This is a genomic window from Paenibacillus sp. FSL H7-0942, assembly GCF_045040715.1.
In the GTDB taxonomy this organism is placed as follows: Bacteria; Bacillota; Bacilli; order Paenibacillales; family Paenibacillaceae; genus Paenibacillus; species Paenibacillus amylolyticus.
In genome coordinates, this window is the sequence record NZ_CP150279.1 from 806,244 (window position 1) to 832,187 (window position 25,944).

Genomic DNA, 25,944 nt, shown 5'->3' on the forward strand with positions numbered 1-25,944 from the left:
GCATGGATGACTTTCATGGATGGACTCCATTTTTCCATCTATACCAGGCTCCTTCCCCGAAAAAATTTGTACTCATTTTTGTGAGGAATTGTTTGGAGTAACCGATGATGTTCTGTAAGACTTAAGCAATTGTATCAGCAGGAGACAACCCGGCAGAATGATCCCCAGTGTAGTATCCCAATCTACCCAATATGGAACAATGGTGATCACGATAAAAGTAATGCTTGGTGAGATCAGATTGGCTAATCCGAACACAAGTATGGACGCAGGGAGTACCAGTATCTGATACTGCTTAAGCTTGAACAGTTCCGCACAACCAACAATAAAGGCGTATAAGTATATCATCGCTTTGAAGTACGTAGAGATCAGCCAGGAAGAAGCCATAATCGCTTCAATACGTTCAAAAAAGTTCCCAATACTGATTTTCTGGGACAAAATAAACGAAGCATATATGTTATGTTGCGTAAGAAAGGCACCCAAGACCAGCAACGATATGGTAACGAGTGTTGCCAATACCAAACTACCTAGGCCAGCTGCAATAATTACGTCCCGTGTTCGATGAGCCTGCTTGGCAACATAGGGCAGTATCATCATGATGGGAACGACTTCACCGATTGGATATATAATGCTTACCAGAATGCCTTGCGAGATAGAGACAACACCCGTATCACTTACTGGCTTCAAATTTCTGATATCAATCTGAGGAAGCAGGCAGACTGCAAGAACGACAATAAACACAATAACGACGGGCATCAGTAGTTCACTACTTCGCCCCATCGCCTCTAATCCATGAGACACTCCCCAGGCAATCACGATGACGAACATCAGAATGATGATGCGAAGGGGAGTGTACGGGAAGATTTGAGTGGTCATGAAATCGCCGACTTCTCTCGTATGTGTGGAAGCGCCAATAATGAAAAAGAACAGGTAGAGGCAGGAAAAGAAAGTACCTGGCCAGAACCCTAGAATGCTTCGTGCCATCTGCACCAGATTTTTTTCTGGGTGCATGCTACATAGCTTCAGGAACATGGCCATCAGTGCCATCCCCAGAGGAACGCCTATAAAAGCGCAAATCCAGGAGTCTTGTTTGGCATAGGACGTGATGACCGAGGGGTAGATCAGCATCATATCCCCGACCACCATCATAAAGATGAGAGTGGTCAATTGTCTTGTTCCAAGGCGCCCCTGTTCCAGCATAATGGTCCTCTCCTTTTTCTAGGTTCCCGTCAGATGTGCCAGGAATTGATTAACAGGTTCATAGATCCACATGATGATATAGAGCGGACTGGGGAAATCCCACAGGTTGGCTGCAATCACACTGAACCCTGTGGCTATGACGAGCATTCCGCTGTACACAACTGTTTCCCTCCATTCCTTACGGCGGATGAGACCTGGAAGATCAACCATACCTACGAGGCCCCCTATGACAATGACAGTAATTGTAATTAACATCCGGTCTCACTCCTTCAAATCCTCCTTGAATGAATCATCCAGTGTACCTACACGTTTGATCTGTGCATTGGCTTCATATTTAACATCCAGATTCTCAAAATATTGATCCCAATCCTTCTCAATTTTTTTGAAAAATTTAGGATCGGCATGATAAACTTCCTGACCGAATCCAAAAATGTCAATATGGAACTTTCGCCGCACTGAATTCACGGATTTTTCCATCAGTTCTATCAATCGCTCCTCACTGTCCTTTTCCAACTCTTTGAGTGTTTTCATCGAACCAATTTTGATTCCACACTCTACTGCACCAATGGAAGATACATTTTTAATTTTGATGTGGATCACAGGTTGGTCATCAATGACCTTTGCTTTTCGTTGAGTCTTGGTGCGAAGGGTTTTAAAAGTCACATTTCCTCCTTTTCGGCAAGGCAGGTGACCTATGGTAGATACGACATTGTCGCGGATATAGTTGTACCCTTTGGATTCATCTTCCGTTAACCAGCCAATCAGTTTGTCTTTTTTGAATACACTCAATCCTGTTGAAACTAGACGAGCTTTGGACTTAATCGTCGCAATATTGTCTTTGCTTCCGCTTCTCTCTGAATTGCCAAAAACCTCTACACCAGTGATTACGGGTTGTATTCCGGAAGTAAGCATATATTCCATCAACTGATCACCGGTTACAGTCGTTGTAGGAGACCAGGTCTTGGCAGATACGTCCAGAGAATTAAATAACTTCTCTGCAGGTAAATTCTCTAATGGAGTAAGTGTGTCCAATACCTTGGAAGCTGTAGTATTTCGAGCAACCATGACGTAATAATCGGGCCGGACAGTAGGTTCTCGCATTAATGCTTCCATAACATCGTAGATGCCCTCTTTACGGGCATATTCTTCACTGAACACCAGTACACGGATATGTGCCATGAATATACGGCGTGGGCTTGTCTCGGTCAGCTTTTGAATTGCTTCAAACAGCGTGGGCGCAGACGCTTCGTACAGCGTGACAGGAGTGCCATTGCCTCCCCCTGACTTGGAGGAAACTTCATTTGGCACAACGACCTGAGCGCTCACTTTAATCAAATCGCCATCCTTGTCTACACCAAGACCCAGCATAATGCCAAGTTCATTCAGCTCCTGGCGATCCCAGCATCCGGTAAGGAGAGGGAGTAGGAATGCAATGCATACAATTAATCGGAAGCACTTGTTCATACGTTGTTCTCCTTACCGAATTAACGCTTCGTTTTTTTTGTGGTTTGTCTGGTTTTGTTCGGTGTACCCGTAGAGAGTGGCCGTGTTTTCATACGGGACCAGGGCACACGAAACAGCGTATCCTTCAGATCTTTCTGAATTAGAGGTGCAAAGGGGGACATATATGGTACGCCAAAAGAACGCAAGCTGCACAGGTGTGTAACCGTAATGAGCAGAACAATTAGAATACCGTAGAATCCAAAAGCTGCCGCGAGTATCATCAATACAAATCGCAAAATTCGGACAGAGATAGACAGTCCATTCTCTGGAATGACATAACTGGATATGGCCGTTATGGAAACGATAATAACCATTGCTGCGGAGACAACTCCTGCATCTACGGCGGCTTGGCCAATGACCAGTGTTCCGACAATGGAAACGGCCTGACCGACCGTTTTCGGAATACGTATACCTGCTTCTCGCAAAATTTCATAGGTCAGTTCCATCAGTATGGCTTCAATGAAGGCGGGGAAAGGAACGCCTTCACGCTGGGCTGCCAGACTGATGAGCAGGTTGGTCGGCAGCATTTCCTGGTGAAAGGTGGAGATGGCAATATAGAAGGATGGGGCTAGTAAAGCGATAAAAAAGGACAGATAACGAATCAAGCGAATCAATGTGCTGATATCGGCCCGTTGATAGTAATCCTCCGGCGATTGGAAGAAATGCACGAACAAGGCGGGAACCAGCAGCACAAAAGGCGTACCGTCCACGATGATGGCTACTCTACCCTCAAGCAAAGCAGCACAAACCGTATCTGGACGTTCACTATTGTAAACCGTGGGGAATAAAGTTCTGGTTTCGTCTTGTACAAGTTCCTCGATATATCCACTCTCAAGGATACTGTCGATATCGATCTCATCGAGTCTTCGACGCAGTTCTTTTACAATCTCCTGATCCACGATATGTTCCAGATAGAGCACAGCCACTCGGGTTTTGGTAACCTGACCTATTTCTCTTTCTTCGATCCAAAGATGAGGATTACGGATTCGTTTGCGGATCAATGATGTGTTGGTACGCAGGTTTTCGTTGAAGCCTTCCATAGGCCCCCTAACGACGGTTTGGGAGACAGGTTCTCCAACGGATCGATCTTCCCAGCCTGCTGCACCAATCTTCAATCCTCGTACAGATCCTTCAAGCAGTAAGATAGCTGATCCCGAAAGAAGTGCATTCATTACTTCATCCATATCATCAACCAGCAATACATCACTGGCGATCAAGATATCATTCTGGAGGTAGCTGAGATGTTCATCGTCTGCAGAGAATTCAGGGAGATCACGCTTTTGCAATAATGATTCCATAATGGAGTGATTCAGGATCTGCACATCCACTAATCCATCAATGTACAACATGACTGCAGGCCATTTATGTAAACACTGGAGAGTGCGCATCATCAAGTCGTTGCTGTTCCCCATCACTTGCTTGCAGTATTCCATATTTTCGCTTAGATCCGGAGAGATATGCCTCTGATCTTGGCGTTCCAGCGACGATTCACTCATGCCTTCACCTCCCTATACACCCTATATTTTCAAGTTAGTATGACCTGGATGAATTCGGATTATCACAAAAAAAAGGAGCTGCGATTATTCGCAACTCCTTGCCTGCTTATTATAGATGGACTTTTGTCCGAATTTACTTTTGTCTTTGTCGAACAGGGGCTGGCTTGGATACGGTGGATCTTGCTGCCCATGCTTTGCGGTAACGATAGAACACGGCTGCGATGAGCAATAGGCCGATTCCTCCCACGATATATGCTGCATATTGATGAGCCAGATGGAATACGGCGTTCCACTGAGGGCCAAATATTTTGCCAATGCCCAGAAACAATACAACCCAGAACAGTGCGCCTGAATAGGCGTAGAGAGCGAATTTGCGAAAGGGAACAGCGGCTATGCCCGCGAAATACCCGGTGAAATGCCTTACACCCGGAATGAAATAACCGATGAAGATTAAGGCATTACCATACTTGGCGAACCACTTTTGCGTTTTATCGAGCTTGTCCTGCTTCATCAGAAACCATTTTCCGTATCGTGTTATAAAGGGCAGTCCTGCTTTGGCTCCAATAAAATAAGTGATGGTCATGCCAATCGTTGTTCCCAGAAAAGCCAGTATGGTGAGGATTCCGAAGTCCAGATGCCCCTTGTAGGAGAGAAACCCTGCGTAAGCCATCGTTGTTTCACCAGGAAAGGGAAGTGCGATGAATTCAAGCAACAAGCCAAAAAACAAAACGCTGTATCCGTAGGACCCAAACAGATGTTGGATCTTCTCAAGCAATTCCAATAGATTTCACTCTCCTGAATACGGGGTGGGAGCATGAATACTCTCCAAGGTGTTTTAATGTGTTCTGCCTGTTCATTATGCTACCTAATCTGAAGCGAAGAATCAATCAGGCTACATAGCAAATTGTGAAAAAATATTAAACAAAATCACGTCTTTTTTCAATGTAGCCTCCATATAATTCTAACAAATCTGCTGAAGTCTATCAGCAAATTACTAGAGACGGTGGAGGTCGATTCGTAAATGGTACAGAGACCGGAATTCAGAATCAAGAAATTAGGGGGAAACTCTGCAACAACCATACATATGTTTTTAGCTGGACAGTGGTCTGTCATTCTCATGCGTATTGCGATATTGTTATGTGCATTTGCTGTATATGCAGGCACGGCTTATGCATCTTCTGCTTCCGGCTCAGGTGATCCAATCCCGGAAGATAAGAATACTCAAGACAAGGTAGTTTATCTGAGTTTTGACGATGGACCGGGTAACCATACCCGTGAAGTATTGGATATTTTGCGTAAGGAGAAGGTTTTGGCTACATTTTTTGTGCTGGGTGAGCAGGCAGAGCGGTATCCGGAGTTAATCCGTGGGCTTGTGGAGGATGGACATGCTTTGGGCAATCATACGTTTAATCATCAATACGAACAGCTGTACAGTGATTTTAAAGTGTTCTGGAAACAGATTAAGCAGACAGAGGAAGTGCTGGAGCGTATAACCGGTTTCCGTCCGAATCTGGTGCGAGCACCAGGCGGTACCTACGGGCATTTTGACCAGAGTTATTTTGATTTGCTCCAACTGGGTGGATACACCGTCATGGACTGGAACGTCGACAGTGGAGATTCCAAGCGTAGAGGTGTTCCGGCCAAAGAGATCCTCAGCAATTCCACCAAAGTACCTGCGGGAGCACGTTCCGTCATTGTCCTGATGCATGACGGTGGTGCACATGCTGAAACGGTAAAAGCACTTCCGGGTATTATCAAATATTATCGTGATCATGGATATCGTTTTGACACCATAAAGAGTACGGATCAACCAGTTCAATTCCGTGTACATCCAGATGGTAAGTATAAGGCCCGCAAGGCGCCAGGAAAGGCCTGGATCGCAGAGCATGTAGAAGCGAACGCGACGTTATGGCTTGCAAGCAAGAAGTTGAAGGTAGAGGTGGGATTGGTTGCAGCTACCTTGCAACCGGGCGAGTTCCGCATGGAGGGGCAGCGAATCATGGTGCCATTGCGTACTTTCATGAAAAAATTCGGGGGCAGCACTCGCTGGGACTCTGAAACAAGGACGGCCATAGCAGTATGGAAGGAAAGAACGATTCATGCAGACAGTGTGAGTGGAACACTGACTACAACCGGGGCAATTGAAACGGGAGCAGTACAGAGTCAAGGTGGAACCATCTGGGTTCCGTTACGTGAGCTACTGGAGCAGATGGGGTTGAGGGTGAATTCCTTAACCAGTAATGAAGCAGAGTGGACGGTAAAGGCGGGCACTTCCAGATCCATTTCGGCAATGAACAACATATTTATGTATAAAATGATCTGAAGAAAGTCATTCTTGCAGGACTATTCTCTCTACTTCCGGGCAACACTGAATCATAGATTACTATGGTTCAGGAATGCTGATGAACGGAAGGAGATCAGAGAAATGTCTTATATCCGAATGGAACATGAACATGCTGTTGAATTGTTAAACAGGGTCATGAAGCGTGTTGAGAGTGTGATTATTGGCAAAAAAACAGAGATTCGTTATGTCCTTACCGCAATGCTCAGTGGAGGTCATGTACTTCTGGAAGATGTGCCGGGTACCGGGAAAACGATGCTGGTTCGTGCCGTTGCTTCTGCACTGGACTGCTCCATGGGCCGGATTCAATTCACGTCCGATGTCATGCCGGCAGATGTTACGGGCACTTCAATCTATCATCCACATACAGCTGAATTCAAGTTTCGGCCCGGACCCGTCATGTCCAACGTTGTCCTGGCTGATGAAATAAATCGCGCTTCACCACGCACTCAGTCTGCCCTGCTGGAGGCAATGGAGGAACGACGTATTACGGTTGATGGCACAACCTATGCCTTGCCACGCCCGTTCTTTCTGCTGGCGACACAGAACCCGTTACAGTTCGAAGGTACGTACCGTCTGCCTGAAGCGCAGCTGGATCGATTTATCATGAGAATTGGACTGGGGTATCCCGATCCGGAACAGGAATTGGAATTGTTAACCCGCATGCAAGGTAGAGAAGCGATTGATGAACTTCGCCCTGTCCTGCTTGCTGAAGAGGTCGTAGCCATGCAGCGTGAAGTCAAACAGGTACATGTTGATCCGGTCGTTAAACAGTATCTGGTGGCTGTTGCTGTAGCCTCTCGCAGCCTTCCGGCGGTCAGACTGGGCATCAGTCCGCGTGGAACACTGGCCTGGATGGCTGCGGCGCAGTCATTTGCCTATCTTCAAGGGCGCAGTTATGTCATTCCGGATGATGTGAAAGAGGTAGCGGTGCCTGTCCTTTCCCACCGTATTCAATTGAAGGCCCAGAACAGAGCGGAGGTTTGGGGGCAAGTACAGGTCATTGAAGAAGCATTGTCATCGGTCCCGGTACCTGTACAGATGGCATCACAGGGAAGGGGACGGAGGCAATGACTGCGCTGGGACAACGGATTGTGAGTGCTGTCTTGGTGGTGGCTTTTGCTTCCTTGTATCAGTGGCATGGGGGCAAAGCGGCGTTGTTTCTATCCGTTATAGCTTTCTTGATGTTCACAGGAGGTCTGTTTTTCCATTGGTTCGGACCACGGCGTATTCACATCCGTCGGAAAATACACACGAACCGGATTGAGGCAGGCGAGCAGGTACGGGTTCTGGTCGAACTGGAATTCAATTGCCGTATTCCATTGTTATGGATCGTTCTGTGTGAGAACACACCTGCAGGTGTTCATCGCAAATTGATTTTCCCGGGAACACGGCGACAATTTTCCTATCAATATGAATGTTCCGGGTTACGCAGAGGAGTCTACAGATGGGATACGGGCAGATTGTATTGGGGTGATATGTTTGGCTGGAATACCCTCTCGGCAGAGACCGCAGGAGGTACACCCCTGATTGTTGTTCCTCAAGCAACGGCTTGGGGGAAGGGTGATTCGGTAGAATTCACAGCGATGATCGAAGGGACTTTGTCAGAGCGAAGAAATAGCCAGGGTAACCGTAGTCCTGAGTTCCGTGAATATCAGCAGGGTGACCCACTGGGACGAGTTCATTGGAAAAGTACAGCTAAAACGGGAAAACTTCAGACCTTTCTGCCTGATACCACGGATCTGGCCTCGCTCGGCATCCTTGTGTATGAAGGCGCGTCGGGTTATGACGTAAAACAACGGGAGAACATGGATGCACCTGCTTTTGAACGAGTGGTTCGTGCAGCTGCCCGCTGGATTCATACCGCTGAGCGGGATGACATTCCTTATCATCTGTGGATGGAAGGCGGCGATAAGAGCTATGCTGCACAAGATCAATGGCAACATGGGCCGTTTCATGCAGATGATGAGAATCATGGACTGGACAAGTTAGCGGGGGCACGAATATCCAAAGCACAATCAGGCTCTATTTCGCTTCGAACGGAGATGCTGGATGGACTGACGAGTGGGTCGCGAATTGTGGTTCTCACAGGTAAGATGGATCAGGTTCTGGCCGAATGGATCATAACTGCAATCGGGTCGGGTTATCGTGTAGAGGTGCAATTGACTGAAGCGAACCAGGACCAATTAGGATCAACGGATAGATTGATGAATGGATTGGGATATGACAGCTTAAGCTTGGAGCGGATTCGTCACAGCGGGGTGCCGATCCATGCGGTTACAGACGTTGCGTTATCTTCATTGGGAAAGGTGGAGGTAACGGATGTGGGAGCGTAATGGTAACCAGCAACCAAATTCCACTGTGGTCGGCTTAGAGTCAATGGACCGTACGAGAATAGAATCGGCCTATTCTGTATATAAAACTGTGAACCAGAATTCTGTGACGGACATAAAGGATGAGGGATATGTTAGCGTACCTGTCCTGTACAAAATTTTTATTTCGGCCATTTTACTTATACTGTCTCTGGAGTGGATATATCCTGTTACATCAACAGATCAGCAGGGCAGTGAACGGTTCTTGTCCGTAATGGCGGGATTAACGGGAGCATTGTTGCTCGCGGGGTTAATTCGTACAGGATGGATCACCGGAGTACTGATCCGATTATTCATTGCACTCACTGCGCTATGTCTGATGTACGGAGGAAGTGATCCTGTCCGTTGGGCCGTTGCATACCCTGGGATACTTTCAGCGGATATGGACACGTTTATAAATAACTGGCGATTCCACTCGATTAGTACAGAAACGAGAGGTTTGTTCATGATGTGCGGCTGGAGTATGCTCATGGCTTCTGTGCAATCCCTCGTATTGTTACGTCGAAGCGTGATGCTGTTTGGCAGTGCAACGCTGCTCTATTTGCTTTTGCTTGAATCCTTTGCGGGGCTGGATGTGTATGCTTCCGTAATACGGTCTGTCCTATGGACTTTTCTTATTCAGGCTCTGCTTCAGCTACTACGTCTCAATGGAGGAGTCACGACTCCGAGTTATCGCGGCAGCCCCTATGGCCGTTGGAGTGCAGTAACTATCGTTGCTTCTGCAGGTATGGTACTTCTCTCCGCGTTACCTGGCCAGTTTGCTTCCATTCCTCAACCTGAACGCATATCTCTGGAACAGATGGGTGAACGCATAGCTCGCTGGGCAGGTTATACACAGCACAGTAGTATCCCTGCTGCAACGGCAGTCACGGGATATAGCACAGCGGACGCGCCTATGGGAGCACCGTTGGTGCAGGGGAACTCCATCTTTTTTATAGCAAAAAGTCCAAAAGTGACGTATTGGCGAGGGGAGACCCGTTCATATTATAACGGTAGTACTTGGAGTGATCCGGGTCAAAGCTTCGAAACGGCAAGTCCATCCGGAATGCTGCGTGCTGATGGTTGGGAGAATCCAACCTATTGGAGTCGCATTCGCCAAACTGTCACGATGCAGCGAGAGTGGAAAGGACCAAATCCACTCTTTACCGGAGGCACACCGGTCAACGTAACGTTCCAGGATAAGAACAAGGATAATCAGGAAAACATGTTTTCTTTGCTGTCTAATCGCGATTCGGCAACATTGTGGCTCGCGAGCTCCGGAAACGATAAGATAGTTAAACATTATTCGGCAGACGTCATGGTTCCTGTCGCAACACCTGAACAGTTACGTCTTCTTGAGGAAACGAATAAAGGGAAAGATCCGGCAGCCATTCGGAGGGATTATCTGCAATTGCCTGCATCACTCCCTGGTCGAGTGAAGACGCTTGCCAAGGAAATCATTCAAGGCAGTGAGACCCGGTATGACGCTGTGCAGGCCGTCAAGACTTATCTGGCTGCTCATGCCGAGTATACGTTGGATACCCGTATGCCACCGCGTGGAACCGATTTTGTGGATGATTTTCTATTCGTCACCCGGCAGGGGTATTGCAATCATTTCTCTACAGCTATGATTGTGTTGCTGCGTGCAGAGGGTATCCCCGCACGCTGGGTTAAAGGTTTTGGCCCCGGAGTTGCTGACCCGGATGTGCCCAGTCAGTATGTGATTTCACAGGGAGATGCACATTCCTGGGTAGAGGTATATTTTCCGGGTGCAGGCTGGATGCCGTTTGAGGCCACGCCAGGCTTCACCATGGCGCAAGGCGCGGGCGAAGATGTGGCAGCACTTGCCGGGCCGCAGCCTGTTGCGGAGAATCCGCCGTATATGAGCGGCGGATTGGCTAATGTGGGCGCATGGTTGCTCGCCCGCGCACGGGCCATTGCCGCGGAGCCATGGCTCGCGGCAGCCCTTGTGGCAGCGGCCCTGCTGGGCGCCGCTGCTCTGGTCCGCATGCGGCGGCTACGCCCCGCGCTGCGGATAAGGCTGCTGCTGGCGTGGCCGCGCAGCAGCTTTCCGGACCGCGAGCGGCTGCTGCGTGCCGCCGCTCCGGTCTGGGCCGCGCTCGCGCGCCGGTACGGCCCGCGGTCGCCGGGTATGACGCTGCGTGAATATGCAGCGTCACCGGCTTTGGCCGCAGGCGCGGACGGGGCGGACATCGCGCGGTTTGCAGCCGACTGGGAACGGCTGCTGTACGGGCCAGACCGTCCGCTGCGCGCGGACAGCCTGGACTTCCTGCGCCGGGCACTTCGTTTGGCCCGGCGGTTGCAGACGTTGTAACACAAGGATGTTACAACGTTACACCAAAGATGCGAAGCAGCTGCCATACAGTCGCTATCGCTTTCCAATAGAGCTTGGCCACTTGTGGGCAGATGAAGATCTCCATTGCTGGCGCATTGTTAACTAAATGAAGCGTTTGGTTCATCGCTGCATGCCATACATAAGACGCCTTTCGCGCTGCGCTGCGAACGAGGCGTCTTTCCACGATCATACACTTGAACCAGCATCTTGCTGCCAAGCTTTTCTGTTCGAAATTTCATATTTAGAGGCATTTGGTAATCCTGTTTTGATATGTCGAAAAAAGGAGTTTCGCCTTTCCTTGACGGTATGTTTTGTCGTTGCGTATAATTAGTTTCATTGAATTGAGGGAGGCACGGTTATGAATAAACAGAATGAAATTGTAGTTGTCCTTGACTTCGGGGGGCAATACAATCAGTTAATCGCCAGAAGAATCCGGGATCTTGGCGTATACAGCGAGCTTTTGCCGTATAATACACCGGCGGAAAAGATCGCAGAAATAGCACCAAAAGGGATCGTATTTTCAGGTGGTCCGTCCAGCGTATACGCTGAGAATGCTCCACACGTGGACCCAGGTGTCTATGACCTGGGCTTGCCGATCTTCGGTATCTGCTACGGGATGCAGCTTATGGCCCAGCAGCTCGAAGGTAAAGTAGAACGTTCCGAGAAGCGAGAGTACGGTAAAGCAGACCTTGAGTTTGCCGCTGGATCTACACTGGCAAAAGGCATTGAAGGCGAACATACCGTATGGATGAGTCACGGTGACCACGTGGTTACACTTCCTCCAGGTTTCAAACTGGATGCAGGCACGGAAAGTGCGCCAATCGCTGCCATGAGTGACGATGAACGTAAATTGTATGCTGTTCAGTTCCATCCGGAAGTACGTCACTCTGTTCGCGGTAACGACATGATTCGTAACTTCCTGTTCGAAGTTTGTGGTTGCGAAGGCAACTGGACGATGGAGACATTCATCGATGACACGATCAAAGACATTCGTGAAAAAGTTGGCGACAGTAAAGTACTGTGTGCGCTTAGCGGCGGTGTAGATTCTTCCGTTGTAGCTGCATTGCTTCACAAAGCCATTGGTGATCAACTGACATGTATGTTTATCGACCACGGTCTGTTGCGTAAAGGTGAAGCAGAAAGTGTAATGGAGACGTTTGTCGGCAAATTCGACATGAAAGTTGTCAAAATTGATGCACAAGAGCGCTTCATGTCCAAACTGGCTGGCGTGGATGATCCAGAACAAAAACGTAAAATCATCGGTAACGAGTTTATTTACGTATTTGACGAAGAGTCCAAGCAGTTCGATGACTTTGCATTCCTGGCACAAGGTACACTGTACACGGACATCGTAGAAAGTGGTACAGCGACTGCACAGACCATCAAATCCCACCACAACGTGGGCGGTCTGCCTGAGGACATGAACTTCAAACTGATCGAGCCACTGAGCACGTTGTTCAAGGATGAAGTACGTAAAGTCGGTACCGAGTGTGGCTTGCCGGACGAAATTGTACACCGTCAGCCGTTCCCTGGTCCGGGTCTTGCGATCCGTGTTCTTGGTGAGGTTACCGAAGAGAAACTTACCATCGTTCGTGATTCAGACTACATCCTGCGTGAAGAGATTGCCAAAGCCGGTCTCGACCGCGAAATCTGGCAGTACTTCACAGCCCTGCCTAACATGAAGAGTGTCGGCGTTATGGGTGATGCACGTACGTATTCCTACACCGTAGGTATTCGTGCAGTAACATCCATCGACGGTATGACTGCGGACTGGGCACGTATCCCTTGGGATGTGCTGGAGAAAATCTCCGTACGGATCGTTAACGAAGTTGATAACGTAAACCGTATCGTCTATGACGTAACTTCCAAACCACCTGCAACAATCGAGTGGGAATAGGATATAGACTCTTAACGATAGATTTAAAAAATGCTCTTTTATCTGCGGTATTTCGCAAATAAAAGGGCGTTTTTTTTATTAAGAAGAATATTGTGATCAAATTTTTGTAGGGCTACTTATTACAAGTAATAAACTCTCAAAATTAATCCCATTTTAAAGTTGACTTCATGATCCTTTCAGGTCGGGCCTGTACAATAAGTACATACTAAGAGCTATATGGCTACTGAAAGGAGAATTGAATGTATGCGTAAAACCGACTATATGAGCAAATGGAAGATGGGCATTGGAAGTGCGTTTCTGATGGTGATGCTGGCAGGATGCGGTTCAGGTATGCAAGACCTGGCTTCCGGTTCGGGGGACTTTCCATTTGTGAACTTAGAGGCAGCGGATGCTTCTTCCGATCAGACCAGAAACCAGGAGTTATCCTCTGACACAACAACGAACACAAATCAGGAACAACAAGATATACAGGATACTCCGCAGACAGAGATTTAATTAACATAGGACTGATCCGGTAAAAAATAGCTCCGGAACATGTCGCAAATTGCTCCATATACCTAATGAGTATAAGTCTTCGGAATACGAGATATCGTTATTCCTAGATCATCATTCACCTGATTGCTAAAACGCATCAGAAATATAAGCTAGCCTGATTAGAGCGCTTCTGCTCTTTGATCAGGCTAGCTTTTTATGTTATCCTGCGGAACTTTCAGTCTGAAAGAATGGACATATCCCATTGAGATTACACTGAAAAAAGCGTATTCAATTGGGTTGTAAACCGCTGAACTGGTTCAATCTGTTAAATAATACGAACGATATTCTAAAAGCTTGATATTAATATTCGTTTTTCTCATTGACAAAAACATACTGCCCTCCTAAAATAGTGATGGGAAACAAACAAATAGCGCATACTTATTCGTATAATCCTGGGGATTGGCCCGGGAGTCTCTACGAGATCACCCTAATGATCTGGCTACGAAGAGGAGAAGGCTAAGCACATGAATTCTACATGATTGCGGGGACATCACGCACATTAGAATTTTTTTGTTCTTAGTAAAGGCATCATGCCACTCCTTGTCAGCTGAACCCTGGGTGAAGAATCTTCATCAGGGTCATTTGTCGTTTTTCAATATGGCTTCAACATCTCTAAGGGGGAGTTAGTAATTATGGATCGTTTCTTTAAATTAAAAGAAAACGGAACAAACGTTAGAACGGAGATTGTTGCGGGTCTCACTACGTTTATGACAATGGCTTACATTCTTTTTGTAAATACGTTGTTCTTGGGACAAGCCGGTGCGGGGATGTCGGATAATGCAGTATTCTTTGCAACAGCCGTCGGCGCCGGATTAATGACTATTATTATGGGATTGTTCGTGAATATTCCGATCGCACTTGCACCAGGTATGGGGCTGAATGCGTACTTCATGACTGTCGTTCTAAGTTCGAATGGAGCGATTACTTGGCAAGCAGCTCTCGGAGCGGTATTCCTTTCCGGTATCGTGTTCATTATTTTGACCGTGACGAAGATTCGTCAAATGCTGCTTGTTGCAGTTCCGCAGTCGATCAAAATGGCCATTACGGTTGGTATCGGTCTCTTTATTACCATTATTGGTTTCAAACTTGCTAATCTCGTGGCTGTAACAGTTAATGTTGCGCCAGACGCAGATCTGAGTCAGCCGATTCCAGGTAGCAGTTTTAACTTGTCATTGGGAAACTTTATAACGCACCACGATGCTTTGCTTGCACTGATTGGTTTGCTCCTTATTGCTATATTGATGGTTATGCGCGTCAAAGGCGCTCTGCTGATCGGGATCGTAGCAACAACGCTGATTGGTATTCCGATGGGAGTTACGAATCTGAGTGGTCTTTCAGGCGCAAGCTGGTTGCCTAACTTCAGTGATCTGGCGGTTGGACAGCTGGATTTGAAAGGTGCCATCAGTCTCGGATTGTTCGAGATCATCTTCATCTTTACCTTCGTTGAATTGTTCGACACGTTTGGTACGATGGTAGGTACTGCAACGCGTATGGGGATTATGAAGGATAAGAAAAAAGGCGAGAAAACGATCGGTAAAGCGATGCTCGTCGATGCAGTTGGTGTCAGCGCAGGTGCTGCACTAGGTACAAGTACCATTACGGCATACGTTGAAAGTGCTTCAGGTGTTGAGGCAGGTGGACGTACAGGACTGACTTCGGTAACGACAGGTTTATTGTTCATTTTGGCCCTGTTTATCGCACCGCTTGCGCTGGTTGTTCCATCCGCTGCGACGGCTCCGGCATTGATCATCGTGGGTGTACTTATGATGAGTCAAGTGCGCAGCATTGAGTGGGATGATTTCCTGCAAGCTTTCCCTGCGTTCCTTACCATTGTATTGATGCCTTTCACAGGTGGAATCGCAAACGGGATCTCCGCAGGTATCGTATCTTATGTAATTCTGGCGGTGTTCAGTAACTTGGTTACAGAGCGTAAAGTGAAAATTCACTGGCTTATGTGGATCTTGGCGCTCATCGTAGTCTGCCGATACGTATTTATTGGCGGGGAGTAAGCGTACATTAGGTTTAATGAAGAATACGGAGATAAGTTTGATACCTTATATATGAAAGAAGCGGAAGCCACGGGATTTAAACCCGGAGCTTTCGCTTTTTTTGCATTCTTTTCTTGAGCAAAAATGAATTACAAAAATGTTTTCCTTCTATATAGAAGGAATGAGTATAATGTTCTAAGATCTGTTGGTTGTTTATCCAATGAAATCAGCGGTTAATAAGTTCTATAACGTGATGAGTATGTACTGTATACAACATAATTTCTCTATAATTGGATTAGGAATTATATGAAAAACCTTTTTTAATTACTCCGATCATTAAAGTTAGTGCGCAGATGTATCATTTAGCTGGTTATAAGGAGATACTTGTTAAAAGGTCTACAGGGTACTCATTTTATAAGAATTTAATGTTTATCTAAAAAAGACTTGCGTTTCATAACTGTACATGGTATATTCTATTTCCGGCCAAAAAAACACGATTTACACGGTGCGGCAAGCGATTGAAATAAGCTTCGAAAGAAACTTAAAAAAAGAGCTTGCAAAGTTGGTTCGGACATGATACTATATAAGAGTTGCTGAAGAGAACAATATTTAGTAACGAAACAAGTTTGATCTTTGAAAACTGAACAACGAGTGAGTAAATATTCTGCTTGCAGAATGAACGCGAAAGTTTGAAACAAGCCTTGGCTTGAATCGACTGGAGCACAAATGAGATTTTTAATCTCGTCAGATTCAAAATGAGCTTATCGCTCTTTTCAATACTTTATTGGAGAGTTTGATCCTGGCTCAGGACGAACGCTGGCGGCATGCCTAATACATGCAAGTCGAGCGGAGTTGATAGGAAGCTTGCTTCCTTGATACTTAGCGGCGGACGGGTGAGTAACACGTAGGCAACCTGCCCTCAAGTTTGGGACAACTACCGGAAACGGTAGCTAATACCGAATAATTGTTTTCTTCGCCTGAAGGAAACTGGAAAGACGGAGCAATCTGTCACTTGGGGATGGGCCTGCGGCGCATTAGCTAGTTGGTGAGGTAACGGCTCACCAAGGCGACGATGCGTAGCCGACCTGAGAGGGTGATCGGCCACACTGGGACTGAGACACGGCCCAGACTCCTACGGGAGGCAGCAGTAGGGAATCTTCCGCAATGGGCGAAAGCCTGACGGAGCAATGCCGCGTGAGTGATGAAGGTTTTCGGATCGTAAAGCTCTGTTGCCAGGGAAGAATGCTTGGGAGAGTAACTGCTCTCAAGGTGACGGTACCTGAGAAGAAAGCCCCGGCTAACTACGTGCCAGCAGCCGCGGTAATACGTAGGGGGCAAGCGTTGTCCGGAATTATTGGGCGTAAAGCGCGCGCAGGCGGTCATTTAAGTCTGGTGTTTAATCCCGGGGCTCAACCCCGGATCGCACTGGAAACTGGGTGACTTGAGTGCAGAAGAGGAGAGTGGAATTCCACGTGTAGCGGTGAAATGCGTAGATATGTGGAGGAACACCAGTGGCGAAGGCGACTCTCTGGGCTGTAACTGACGCTGAGGCGCGAAAGCGTGGGGAGCAAACAGGATTAGATACCCTGGTAGTCCACGCCGTAAACGATGAGTGCTAGGTGTTAGGGGTTTCGATACCCTTGGTGCCGAAGTTAACACATTAAGCACTCCGCCTGGGGAGTACGGTCGCAAGACTGAAACTCAAAGGAATTGACGGGGACCCGCACAAGCAGTGGAGTATGTGGTTTAATTCGAAGCAACGCGAAGAACCTTACCAGGTCTTGACATCCCTCTGATCGATGCAGAGATGTATCTTTCCTTCGGGACAGAGGAGACAGGTGGTGCATGGTTGTCGTCAGCTCGTGTCGTGAGATGTTGGGTTAAGTCCCGCAACGAGCGCAACCCTTATATTTAGTTGCCAGCATTTCGGATGGGCACTCTAGATAGACTGCCGGTGACAAACCGGAGGAAGGTGGGGATGACGTCAAATCATCATGCCCCTTATGACCTGGGCTACACACGTACTACAATGGCCGGTACAACGGGCTGCGAAATCGCGAGATGGAGCCAATCCCAACAAAGCCGGTCTCAGTTCGGATTGCAGGCTGCAACTCGCCTGCATGAAGTCGGAATTGCTAGTAATCGCGGATCAGCATGCCGCGGTGAATACGTTCCCGGGTCTTGTACACACCGCCCGTCACACCACGAGAGTTTATAACACCCGAAGTCGGTGGGGTAACCGCAAGGAGCCAGCCGCCGAAGGTGGGATAGATGATTGGGGTGAAGTCGTAACAAGGTAGCCGTATCGGAAGGTGCGGCTGGATCACCTCCTTTCTATGGAGAATCGTTTCCTGCAACGGAAACATTCAAATAAGCAGGTTCTTAGAACCTGCAACAGCGATTCATTTCGGTCCGTCACTTCGGTGTGGATGAAATGAAGAGCACAAAACACTCACTCGTTGTTCGGTTTTGAGAGCTCAAACTCTCAAACAGCTTGCTTTTGCATGGAGCTTGTTCTTTGAAAACTAGATATCGAAACGAAACAAACGCGAATTAGAACATTCCTTTAAGCTGATCTTGTGTAAACAAGTGAAGTGTTTATAAAGGTAGTTAAATTGCTTTTGTGATGGTATCGGGTGAGAGCGACTTTTGGCTTTGCGCAAGCAAAACAAGGGAAGCGAGCGACCGAAACCGGAACAAAATGGTTAAGCTACTAAGAGCACACGGAGGATGCCTAGGCGCTAGGAGCCGATGAAGGACGTGGCGAACAACGAAACTGCCTCGGGGAGCTGTAAGCAAGCTTTGATCCGGGGGTGTCCGAATGGGGAAACCCAGCTGGGGTAATTTCCAGTTACTCACAACTGAATACATAGGTTGTGTAGAGGCATACCAGGGGAACTGAAACATCTAAGTACCCTGAGGAAGAGAAAACAATAGTGATTCCGTCAGTAGCGGCGAGCGAACGCGGAGAAGCCCAAACCAAAGAGCTTGCTCTTTGGGGTTGTGGGACGTCTCACATGGAGTTACAAAGGAACCGGTTAAGCGAAGAGGTCTGGAAAGGCCCGCCAAAGAAGGTAAAAGCCCTGTAGTTGAAAGTCTGTTCCCTCCGAGACGGATCCCGAGTAGTGCGGGGCACGTGAAACCCCGTATGAATCCGGCAGGACCATCTGCCAAGGCTAAATACTTCCTAGCGACCGATAGTGAAGCAGTACCGTGAGGGAAAGGTGAAAAGCACCCCGGAAGGGGAGTGAAATAGAACCTGAAACCGTGTGCTTACAAAAAGTCAGAGCCCGTTTTAGGGGTGATGGCGTGCCTTTTGTAGAATGAACCGGCGAGTTACGTTCCCGTGCAAGGTTAAGGTGAAGAGCCGGAGCCGCAGCGAAAGCGAGTCTGAATAGGGCGACTTAGTACGTGGACGTAGACCCGAAACCGGGTGATCTACCCCTGTCCAGGGTGAAGGTGCGGTAACACGCACTGGAGGCCCGAACCCACGCATGTTGAAAAATGCGGGGATGAGGTGGGGGTAGCGGAGAAATTCCAATCGAACTCGGAGATAGCTGGTTCTCCCCGAAATAGCTTTAGGGCTAGCCTCGGAAAACAGAGTCGTGGAGGTAGAGCACTGATTGGGTGCGGGGCCCGCAAGGGTTACCAAGCTCAGTCAAACTCCGAATGCCATAGACTTACTTCCGGGAGTCAGACAGTGAGTGCTAAGATCCATTGTCAAAAGGGAAACAGCCCAGACCATCAGCTAAGGTCCCCAAGTGTGTGTTAAGTGGGAAAGGATGTGGAGTTGCACAGACAACCAGGATGTTGGCTTAGAAGCAGCCATCATTGAAAGAGTGCGTAATAGCTCACTGGTCGAGTGACTCTGCGCCGAAAATGTAACGGGGCTAAACACACCACCGAAGCTATGGCTTGATGCTTTGCATCAGGGGTAGGGGAGCGTTGTATAAGGGTTGAAGGTGTACCGTAAGGAGCGCTGGACATTATACAAGTGAGAATGCCGGTATGAGTAACGAAAAGATCAGTGAGAATCTGATCCGCCGAAAGCCTAAGGGTTCCTGAGGAAGGCTCGTCCGCTCAGGGTAAGTCGGGACCTAAGGCGAGGCCGAAAGGCGTAGTCGAAGGACAACAGGTCGAAATTCCTGTACCACCGTAAGCCGTTATGAGCAATGGGGGGACGCAGTAGGGTAGTGACGCGGACTGATGGATGTCCGTCTAAGCAGTAAGGCTGATGTGTAGGCAAATCCGCACATTGTAAGGCTGAGCTGTGATGGGGAGTGAAAATTATAGTAGCGAAGGTCATGATCTCACACTGCCAAGAAAAGCCTCTAGCCAGGTGATGGTGCCCGTACCGCAAACCGACACAGGTAGGCGAGAAGAGTATTCTAAGGCGCGCGGAAGAACTCTCGTTAAGGAACTCGGCAAAATGACCCCGTAACTTCGGGAGAAGGGGTGCCCCGGTAGTGTGAATAGCACGAGGGGGCCGCAGTGAAAAGGCCCAAGCGACTGTTTAGCAAAAACACAGGTCTGTGCGAAGCCGTAAGGCGAAGTATACGGGCTGACGCCTGCCCGGTGCTGGAAGGTTAAGGGGAGTGGTTAGGAGCAATCCGAAGCTGTGAACCGAAGCCCCAGTAAACGGCGGCCGTAACTATAACGGTCCTAAGGTAGCGAAATTCCTTGTCAGGTAAATTCTGACCCGCACGAATGGCGTAACGACTTGGGCGCTGTCTCAACGAGAGATCCGGTGAAATTTTAATACCTGTGAAGATGCAGGTTACCCGCGACAAGACGGAAAGACCCCATGGAGCTTTACTGCAGCTTGATATTGAATTTGGGTACGATCTGTACAGGATAGGTGGGAGCCTTTGAAACGTGAGCGCCAGCTTGCGTGGAGGCAACGTTGGGATACCACCCTGATCGTATCTAGGTTCTAACCTGGTACCGTAATCCGGTGCGGGGACAGTGTCAGGTGGGCAGTTTGACTGGGGCGGTCGCCTCCTAAAGAGTAACGGAGGCGCCCAAAGGTTCCCTCAGAATGGTTGGAAATCATTCGAAGAGTGCAAAGGCATAAGGGAGCTTGACTGCGAGACCTACAAGTCGAGCAGGGACGAAAGTCGGGCTTAGTGATCCGGTGGTACCGCATGGAAGGGCCATCGCTCAACGGATAAAAGCTACCCTGGGGATAACAGGCTTATCTCCCCCAAGAGTCCACATCGACGGGGAGGTTTGGCACCTCGATGTCGGCTCATCGCATCCTGGGGCTGAAGTAGGTCCCAAGGGTTGGGCTGTTCGCCCATTAAAGCGGTACGCGAGCTGGGTTCAGAACGTCGTGAGACAGTTCGGTCCCTATCTGTCGTGGGCGTAGGAAATTTGAGAGGAGCTGTCCTTAGTACGAGAGGACCGGGATGGACGTACCGCTGGTGTACCAGTTGTTCCGCCAGGAGCACCGCTGGGTAGCTATGTACGGACGGGATAAACGCTGAAAGCATCTAAGCGTGAAGCCCCCCTCAAGATGAGATTTCCCAGTATGTAAGACCCCTTGAAGACGACGAGGTAGATAGGCTGGGGGTGGAAGTGCAGCAATGCATGGAGCTGACCAGTACTAATCGGTCGAGGGCTTATCCAATAGCAAGTTGTAATTCGCGTGTTTCGTTTCGAATCTAGTTTTCAGAGAACGATCTCTGAATGTAAGCTAAGCTATGCGTTTGGTGGCGATGGCGGAGGGGTTCCACACGTACCCATCCCGAACACGACCGTTAAGCCCTCTAGCGCCGATGGTACTTGGACCGCAGGGTCCTGGAGAGTAGGACGCCGCCAAGCAATAGGAAGACACACTTGATGATATCGAGTGTGTCTTTTTTGTTTTAATCCTAAATACTTATATAAACCTTAACAGCCCTGGTAAATAACCAAGGCTGTTTACTATTTCATTATTTATGAGCATGTTAAATAACTTTAAAAGGATCATTTCTTCTCTATCATCGATTTAAGTACAACATCTGTCTATACTTTCATTTGGTTGCAAGCCTCCCCAAGGATTGTAAGGGAGTTCTGCAATGCATGCTGGGTTTCCGAATCAATGATGACGCCTTGTTTGTTCATTTTCAATGTAATATGAGGAATGGTTAAACAGCCCTCCTGTAGAACTTGTGCATTAATCATGTTTAGTGTGAGCAATAAGGAAGCATGGGCTTTGTCACCTCCCATGGGGCTTGGGGAAGCAGCAATGACAATGGTGGGTTTATTGAGCCATTCTCCAGAAGATACAACCCAATCTAGTGCGTTTTTTAAGACCCCAGGAACGCCGTTTCCATACTCTGGCGTGCAGATAAGGACACCGTCCGAATGCTTAAGTTGGGCTCTCAAGTTCTGTACGGACACTGGACCCTCCTCGACATCGAGGTCAGGGTTAAAATGCGGCAGATCATTTAATCCATCATATACTTCAAACTTAAGGTTAGTGTGAGCCAGTTTAATCATGGCGTGCATTAGTAACGTATTGGAGGACTGATTGCGCAGACTTCCGGAAATGGCAAGGATATTTAATTCTTTTTTCATGGATATAGATCAACTCTATTCTTTAGTAATGTAGGGCAATTTGTTTATTTTCCTCCTGTTTGAATGAGCTGTCTATAAAAAACGCATATAATTAAGGCATTCTTCATGTTAGTCAGGGAATATCCACAATTCTTCATCAAAAAATGCATGCCATCGTTTGTATTGCTCTGGGTAATAGAATGAAGAGATCACTTTAAAATAAACAACTAACGAAAGAATCATAATAAATATTTTATAAAATTAGTACCAAGTACTAAGACTTAGTGCTATAATGATAAAAAACAAGTGAGGTGACTACCGGTATGAATCATCAATCAAAGGCAACCATCACGGCAATGGGGACGTATGTACCGGATCGAATATTAACGAATGCTGATCTGGAGAAATTAGTCGAGACAAGTGACGAATGGATCGTACAGCGTACTGGCATGAGAGAACGGCGAATTGCAGCTGAAGACCAATTTGTATCTGACCTAGCTACGAAGGCTGTAGAAGATATGATACGTCGTTATGATGTAAGTGTAGAAGATGTGGATATGATCCTAGTGGCTACAAGTACACCTGAATATGCTTTCCCAAGTACGGCATCCAGAGTACAGGCTAATCTTAAGATCCCAAACACCGGCGTACTAGATTTAAATGCTGCATGTGCAGGTTTTACCTATGGGTTGCAGCTAGCCGACAGTCTGGTAACCAGTGGAATGTACCGCAAAGTACTGGTTATTGGAGCAGAGACATTATCCAAAATTACGGATTACACAGACCGCACGACTTGTGTACTGTTTGGTGATGGAGCGGGGGCCTTCTTGGTGGAGAGATCAACGGGTGCTGAAGGTGACTTTATGGCAGCCATATCAGGTACACATGGAGAAGGCGGTGTACATCTCTATAAGAGTGGTCTGTCTTCGGAGATGAATGGTGTGCCTTTACAGGGCGAAGGTTGTTTAGTTCAGAATGGGCGAGAGATTTATAAGTGGGCTGTACGGACGATTCCAGAGCAATTGGGTAAACTTATAACGAAAGCTGAATTAAGCCCTGACCAGATTGACTGGTTTGTCCCGCATAGTGCCAACATGAGAATGATTGAAGCTGTTTGCGAACGTGGTCCGGTTCCTTTGGAACGTACTTTAACCAGTGTCGAGTATCGGGGGAACACATCTGCTGCTTCCATTCCGCTTGCTTTACAGCTTGCAGTGGATGAAGGGAAATTGAAAGAAGGACAGAACGTAGCTCTCTTTGGCTTTGGCGGTGGTCTGACGTACGCAGGTCTGGTGCTGAAATGGGGCGTGCCAGACAAGGTTCAGGAATGAGTAACATCCGACGGTATGCAACACAAAAATAAATAGAGAACATAAAAGAGACCACCCAAACTTCATGCTGTCATGAAGAGGGTGGTCTCTTTAGTGGGTTAACTCGTTTCAAAAAAGTGATATGATTGCATCTATTTTTTGTGTTAACCGGAATTGCTTAATCCCATAAATATTTTACGGCGTAAGCTTAGGCGCTTGGCGGTGATGTGTACCTTGTTCGTAGCTGTAAGCCAGCTTGATCAAGGTTCCTTCATCAAAGGCACGACCAAGGAATTCCATGCCTACTGGCAAACCATCAGTTGTGAAACCAGCAGGGACCGTAATCGCCGGGAAGCCGGAGAAAGGACTCAATCGGTTGTTACCACCGGAGTTTTGTCCTTCGCCAATAACACCAGCGGCTTGTGTGGACGTAGGATAGATGATGGCATCCAGGTTGTTGTCTGCCATAACTTTCAGCAGGGACTCACGTGTAACTTGGGTGCGTTTCAGGACGATGTCCTTGTATTCGGTAGTCTCCAACGTTTGGCGTGCATCCCGAGTCTTCATGGATTGTTCTTGTGACTTATCAAACTCTCCGGAAGCGATGATCTCGGACAGACTGTGATATGGAGCGTTTGCACCCAATGAGTCCAGATAGTCATTCAGTTGGAACTTGAATTCATATCCGCTGAGACTTGGGTATTTGTTGATCTCAGTCAAGTTCGGGATGGAAATGGGAACTGCGGTAGCGCCCAGTGTCTTCAGTTCTTCCACAGCGGTATTGATCACGTCAGCAACGGCTTTTTCTTCAGCTTTGGTACTTGGGATGAGTTCTGTGGCCACACCGATGCGTGCACCTTTCAGTCCGTTTACATCCAAGAAGTCTGTATAGCTGGATGGAATTTTGCCAACCGCGTAGGCTGTAGCGACATCCTTTTTATCATAGCCGGCTGTAGCATCCAGCATAATTGCAGCGTCACTAACCGTACGAGCCATAGGTCCACCTACATCCTGTGTCAAAGCCAGTGGGATAATGCCTTCACGGCTGGACAGTCCGATGGTTGGGCGGATACCCACAAGGCTGTTGAAGCTGGATGGGATTCGGATCGAACCGCCAGTGTCTGTACCCATGCCGGCTGCAGCAAAGTTTGATGCAATGGCTGCGCCTGTTCCACCGCTTGAGCCACCTGGATAGTGATCCAGGGCGTAAGGGTTCAGTGTTTGTCCACCCAATGAGCTGGATGTCGTGATGCCAAATGCGAATTCATGCAGGTTTGTTTTGCCCAAAATAATGGCGCCAGCTGCTTTGAGTTTCTTCACTTGTTCAGCATCGTGAGCAGGGACGGAATCTTTCAGACAGATACAGCCTGCGGTTGTCGGCATGTCATTGGTATCGAAATTGTCTTTCACCAGAATCGGAACGCCATGCAGAGGCCCGCGGGCACCTTGGGCTGCACGTTCTTCATCCAATTGCTCCGCAATTTGGAGTGCATCCGGGTTCAGGGTTAATACGGCGTTGATGCTTACACCTTGATCATCGTATTTCTCAATGCGGTCCAGATATTTCTGAACCAGCTCTTTTGATGTCAGTTTTCCTTTCGTCATTGCAGTCTGGAGATCCATGATGGTTGCTTCCTCCAGGACAAACGGTTTTATGTAGTTATAAATGCGGTCTTTCAGTATGGAGAGGTCATTCTCGGTAAGTACAGCGTTTGGAAGGAAGAGGGAATCGGTATAACCTTTCATTAGCCCTGCCGTATTCAATGCACCAACAGCACCTGCGAAAGTGGCTTCATCCGGAACATCTTTGAATGATACGGTAGTCGAATCCAGCTTGAGCCATTGTTGCAAGGCGACCGCAGCATCTTTACGTTGTACGGTTGTGCCGGAGAGCTTGTCCATGGTAAAAGGAACACCTGCAAGTGTAGCCGCTTCTTCCATAGCCTGAACAAATGCTACCGGAGTTGCTGGCGCTTTTCCTTTGGATACAGCTGCTACTGTTGTTTTACTCGTAGGCGTTGCCGTTGCGGCTGATGCCGAAGGTACCGTTCCTCCCCATGTTGTGGCAACAACAGCACCTGCCAGTAACAAAGCCCCACTTTTTTTCAATACAGATCCATGATAAGTCATGCATCCACGCTCCCTTCCTGTGTCTCATTGATGTGTGTAGCAGCGATTCTGTTTCTATGCTTTTGACACATTGTATAGTTATGTCAGGTAATCTTACAATGTTTATATTTATCCAAAAAAACGTATACATCAATACTTTACAGTGTTAATACTTATTCATGCTTCTGTTTACATGTACTCAGAAAAACTATTACATAATATAATGTGAATAAATATAACATCATTTTGATAAGTTGATTAAACATGAGGTTACAGGATGCGAGTAGTTAGGAAGTAGAGATGACAGAGCATACCTTTAGTG

General features: G+C 47.7%; 16 protein-coding genes, 3 rRNA genes and 1 riboswitch. Of the genes, 11 read left to right on the forward strand and 8 right to left on the reverse strand.

What is annotated here, in order from left to right; all coding sequences use genetic code 11:
- Nucleotides 1–72: 72 nt before the first annotated feature.
- From MHI48_RS03740 to MHI48_RS03760, 5 genes are all read right to left on the reverse strand, one after another.
- Nucleotides 73–1,197 carry an endospore germination permease gene (locus MHI48_RS03740; RefSeq protein ID WP_340019195.1) on the reverse strand — a complete coding sequence of 375 codons (1,125 nt, stop codon included), beginning with the start codon at nt 1,195–1,197 and terminating at the stop codon, nt 73–75.
- An 18-nt stretch (nt 1,198–1,215) separates the two neighbouring features.
- Nucleotides 1,216–1,452 (reverse strand): hypothetical protein, encoded by a 237-nt coding sequence (locus MHI48_RS03745; protein WP_047841432.1) that lies wholly within the window; start codon nt 1,450–1,452, stop codon nt 1,216–1,218.
- Between the two features lie 6 nt (nt 1,453–1,458).
- A complete protein-coding gene (locus MHI48_RS03750; RefSeq protein ID WP_127550914.1) occupies nt 1,459–2,661 on the reverse strand; it encodes a Ger(x)C family spore germination protein in 1,203 nt (400 codons plus the stop codon).
- A 20-nt stretch (nt 2,662–2,681) separates the two neighbouring features.
- Entirely contained in the window at nt 2,682–4,196 is a 1,515-nt protein-coding gene (locus MHI48_RS03755) for a spore germination protein (protein ID WP_405143052.1), read from the reverse strand.
- 133 nt (nt 4,197–4,329) lie between these two features.
- Nucleotides 4,330–4,977, reverse strand: a complete 648-nt coding sequence (locus MHI48_RS03760) for a DedA family protein (protein ID WP_100526765.1) — start codon at nt 4,975–4,977, stop codon at nt 4,330–4,332.
- 240 nt (nt 4,978–5,217) lie between these two features.
- Between MHI48_RS03760 and MHI48_RS03765 the strand changes: the two genes are divergently transcribed.
- The 4 genes from MHI48_RS03765 to MHI48_RS03780 all read left to right on the forward strand — a co-directional run bounded on the left by MHI48_RS03765 (nt 5,218) and on the right by MHI48_RS03780 (nt 11,223).
- Entirely contained in the window at nt 5,218–6,519 is a 1,302-nt protein-coding gene (locus MHI48_RS03765) for a polysaccharide deacetylase (RefSeq protein WP_076320366.1), read from the forward strand.
- A gap of 102 nt (nt 6,520–6,621) precedes the next feature.
- Nucleotides 6,622–7,611, forward strand: a complete 990-nt coding sequence (locus MHI48_RS03770) for a MoxR family ATPase (RefSeq protein ID WP_076320367.1) — start codon at nt 6,622–6,624, stop codon at nt 7,609–7,611.
- The gene (locus tag MHI48_RS03775; RefSeq protein ID WP_076320368.1) at nt 7,608–8,873 is read left to right on the forward strand and encodes a DUF58 domain-containing protein; all 1,266 of its coding nucleotides are present in this window, start codon (nt 7,608–7,610) and stop codon (nt 8,871–8,873) included. Before MHI48_RS03770 ends, MHI48_RS03775 begins: the two co-directional genes overlap by 4 nt.
- Entirely contained in the window at nt 8,860–11,223 is a 2,364-nt protein-coding gene (locus MHI48_RS03780) for a transglutaminase family protein (protein WP_076320369.1), read from the forward strand. Before MHI48_RS03775 ends, MHI48_RS03780 begins: the two co-directional genes overlap by 14 nt.
- Before the next feature lie 10 nt (nt 11,224–11,233).
- Here the strand turns inward: MHI48_RS03780 and MHI48_RS03785 are convergent, their stop codons facing one another.
- Complete coding sequence (locus MHI48_RS03785; RefSeq protein WP_405143055.1) at nt 11,234–11,428, reverse strand: hypothetical protein; 195 nt, start codon at nt 11,426–11,428, stop codon at nt 11,234–11,236.
- A gap of 174 nt (nt 11,429–11,602) precedes the next feature.
- Between MHI48_RS03785 and guaA the strand changes: the two genes are divergently transcribed.
- From guaA to rrf, 6 genes are all read left to right on the forward strand, one after another.
- A complete protein-coding gene (guaA, locus tag MHI48_RS03790) occupies nt 11,603–13,141 on the forward strand; it encodes a glutamine-hydrolyzing GMP synthase (protein ID WP_036668199.1) in 1,539 nt (512 codons plus the stop codon).
- A 243-nt stretch (nt 13,142–13,384) separates the two neighbouring features.
- A complete protein-coding gene (locus tag MHI48_RS03795; protein WP_133387496.1) occupies nt 13,385–13,636 on the forward strand; it encodes a hypothetical protein in 252 nt (83 codons plus the stop codon).
- A gap of 401 nt (nt 13,637–14,037) precedes the next feature.
- Nucleotides 14,038–14,137, forward strand: a riboswitch (purine riboswitch).
- 170 nt (nt 14,138–14,307) lie between these two features.
- Nucleotides 14,308–15,684, forward strand: coding sequence for an NCS2 family permease (locus MHI48_RS03800; protein WP_076320372.1), 1,377 nt, complete (start codon nt 14,308–14,310; stop codon nt 15,682–15,684).
- A gap of 760 nt (nt 15,685–16,444) precedes the next feature.
- A 16S ribosomal RNA gene (locus MHI48_RS03805) occupies nt 16,445–17,997 on the forward strand.
- Nucleotides 17,998–18,366: 369 nt separating this feature from the next.
- Nucleotides 18,367–21,292 (forward strand): 23S ribosomal RNA (locus tag MHI48_RS03810).
- Nucleotides 21,293–21,370: 78 nt separating this feature from the next.
- Nucleotides 21,371–21,486 (forward strand): 5S ribosomal RNA (gene rrf, locus MHI48_RS03815).
- The 16S, 23S and 5S rRNA genes sit together here, the layout of an rRNA operon.
- Nucleotides 21,487–21,669: 183 nt before the next feature.
- Here the strand turns inward: rrf and MHI48_RS03820 are convergent.
- Nucleotides 21,670–22,224: an NADPH-dependent FMN reductase gene (locus MHI48_RS03820; protein ID WP_036668406.1), complete on the reverse strand. Its 555-nt coding sequence runs from the start codon at nt 22,222–22,224 to the stop codon at nt 21,670–21,672.
- A gap of 302 nt (nt 22,225–22,526) precedes the next feature.
- Here MHI48_RS03820 and MHI48_RS03825 point away from each other — a divergent pair, with 302 nt between their 5' ends.
- Nucleotides 22,527–23,534, forward strand: coding sequence for a ketoacyl-ACP synthase III (locus MHI48_RS03825; RefSeq protein WP_405143058.1), 1,008 nt, complete (start codon nt 22,527–22,529; stop codon nt 23,532–23,534).
- Between the two features lie 174 nt (nt 23,535–23,708).
- On the opposite strand, the gene MHI48_RS03830 is transcribed toward MHI48_RS03825, so the two are convergent.
- Nucleotides 23,709–25,643 carry an amidase family protein gene (locus MHI48_RS03830; RefSeq protein WP_405143060.1) on the reverse strand — a complete coding sequence of 645 codons (1,935 nt, stop codon included), beginning with the start codon at nt 25,641–25,643 and terminating at the stop codon, nt 23,709–23,711.
- Nucleotides 25,644–25,944: the final 301 nt, after the last annotated feature.

What these genes read in the sequence shown, in the direction of transcription:
- MHI48_RS03750 (WP_127550914.1), bottom strand. Translation starts at nt 2,661, where the DNA reads ATGAACAAGTGCTTCCGATTAATTGTATGCATTGCATTCCTACTCCCT.
- guaA (WP_036668199.1), top strand. Translation starts at nt 11,603, where the DNA reads ATGAATAAACAGAATGAAATTGTAGTTGTCCTTGACTTCGGGGGGCAA.
- MHI48_RS03795 (WP_133387496.1), top strand. Translation starts at nt 13,385, where the DNA reads ATGCGTAAAACCGACTATATGAGCAAATGGAAGATGGGCATTGGAAGT.
- MHI48_RS03830 (WP_405143060.1), bottom strand. Translation starts at nt 25,643, where the DNA reads ATGACTTATCATGGATCTGTATTGAAAAAAAGTGGGGCTTTGTTACTG.
- MHI48_RS03740 (WP_340019195.1), bottom strand. Translation starts at nt 1,197, where the DNA reads ATGCTGGAACAGGGGCGCCTTGGAACAAGACAATTGACCACTCTCATC.
- MHI48_RS03825 (WP_405143058.1), top strand. Translation starts at nt 22,527, where the DNA reads ATGAATCATCAATCAAAGGCAACCATCACGGCAATGGGGACGTATGTA.
- MHI48_RS03770 (WP_076320367.1), top strand. Translation starts at nt 6,622, where the DNA reads ATGTCTTATATCCGAATGGAACATGAACATGCTGTTGAATTGTTAAAC.
- MHI48_RS03820 (WP_036668406.1), bottom strand. Translation starts at nt 22,224, where the DNA reads ATGAAAAAAGAATTAAATATCCTTGCCATTTCCGGAAGTCTGCGCAAT.
- MHI48_RS03775 (WP_076320368.1), top strand. Translation starts at nt 7,608, where the DNA reads ATGACTGCGCTGGGACAACGGATTGTGAGTGCTGTCTTGGTGGTGGCT.
- MHI48_RS03745 (WP_047841432.1), bottom strand. Translation starts at nt 1,452, where the DNA reads ATGTTAATTACAATTACTGTCATTGTCATAGGGGGCCTCGTAGGTATG.
- MHI48_RS03765 (WP_076320366.1), top strand. Translation starts at nt 5,218, where the DNA reads ATGGTACAGAGACCGGAATTCAGAATCAAGAAATTAGGGGGAAACTCT.
- MHI48_RS03780 (WP_076320369.1), top strand. Translation starts at nt 8,860, where the DNA reads ATGTGGGAGCGTAATGGTAACCAGCAACCAAATTCCACTGTGGTCGGC.
- MHI48_RS03800 (WP_076320372.1), top strand. Translation starts at nt 14,308, where the DNA reads ATGGATCGTTTCTTTAAATTAAAAGAAAACGGAACAAACGTTAGAACG.
- MHI48_RS03755 (WP_405143052.1), bottom strand. Translation starts at nt 4,196, where the DNA reads ATGAGTGAATCGTCGCTGGAACGCCAAGATCAGAGGCATATCTCTCCG.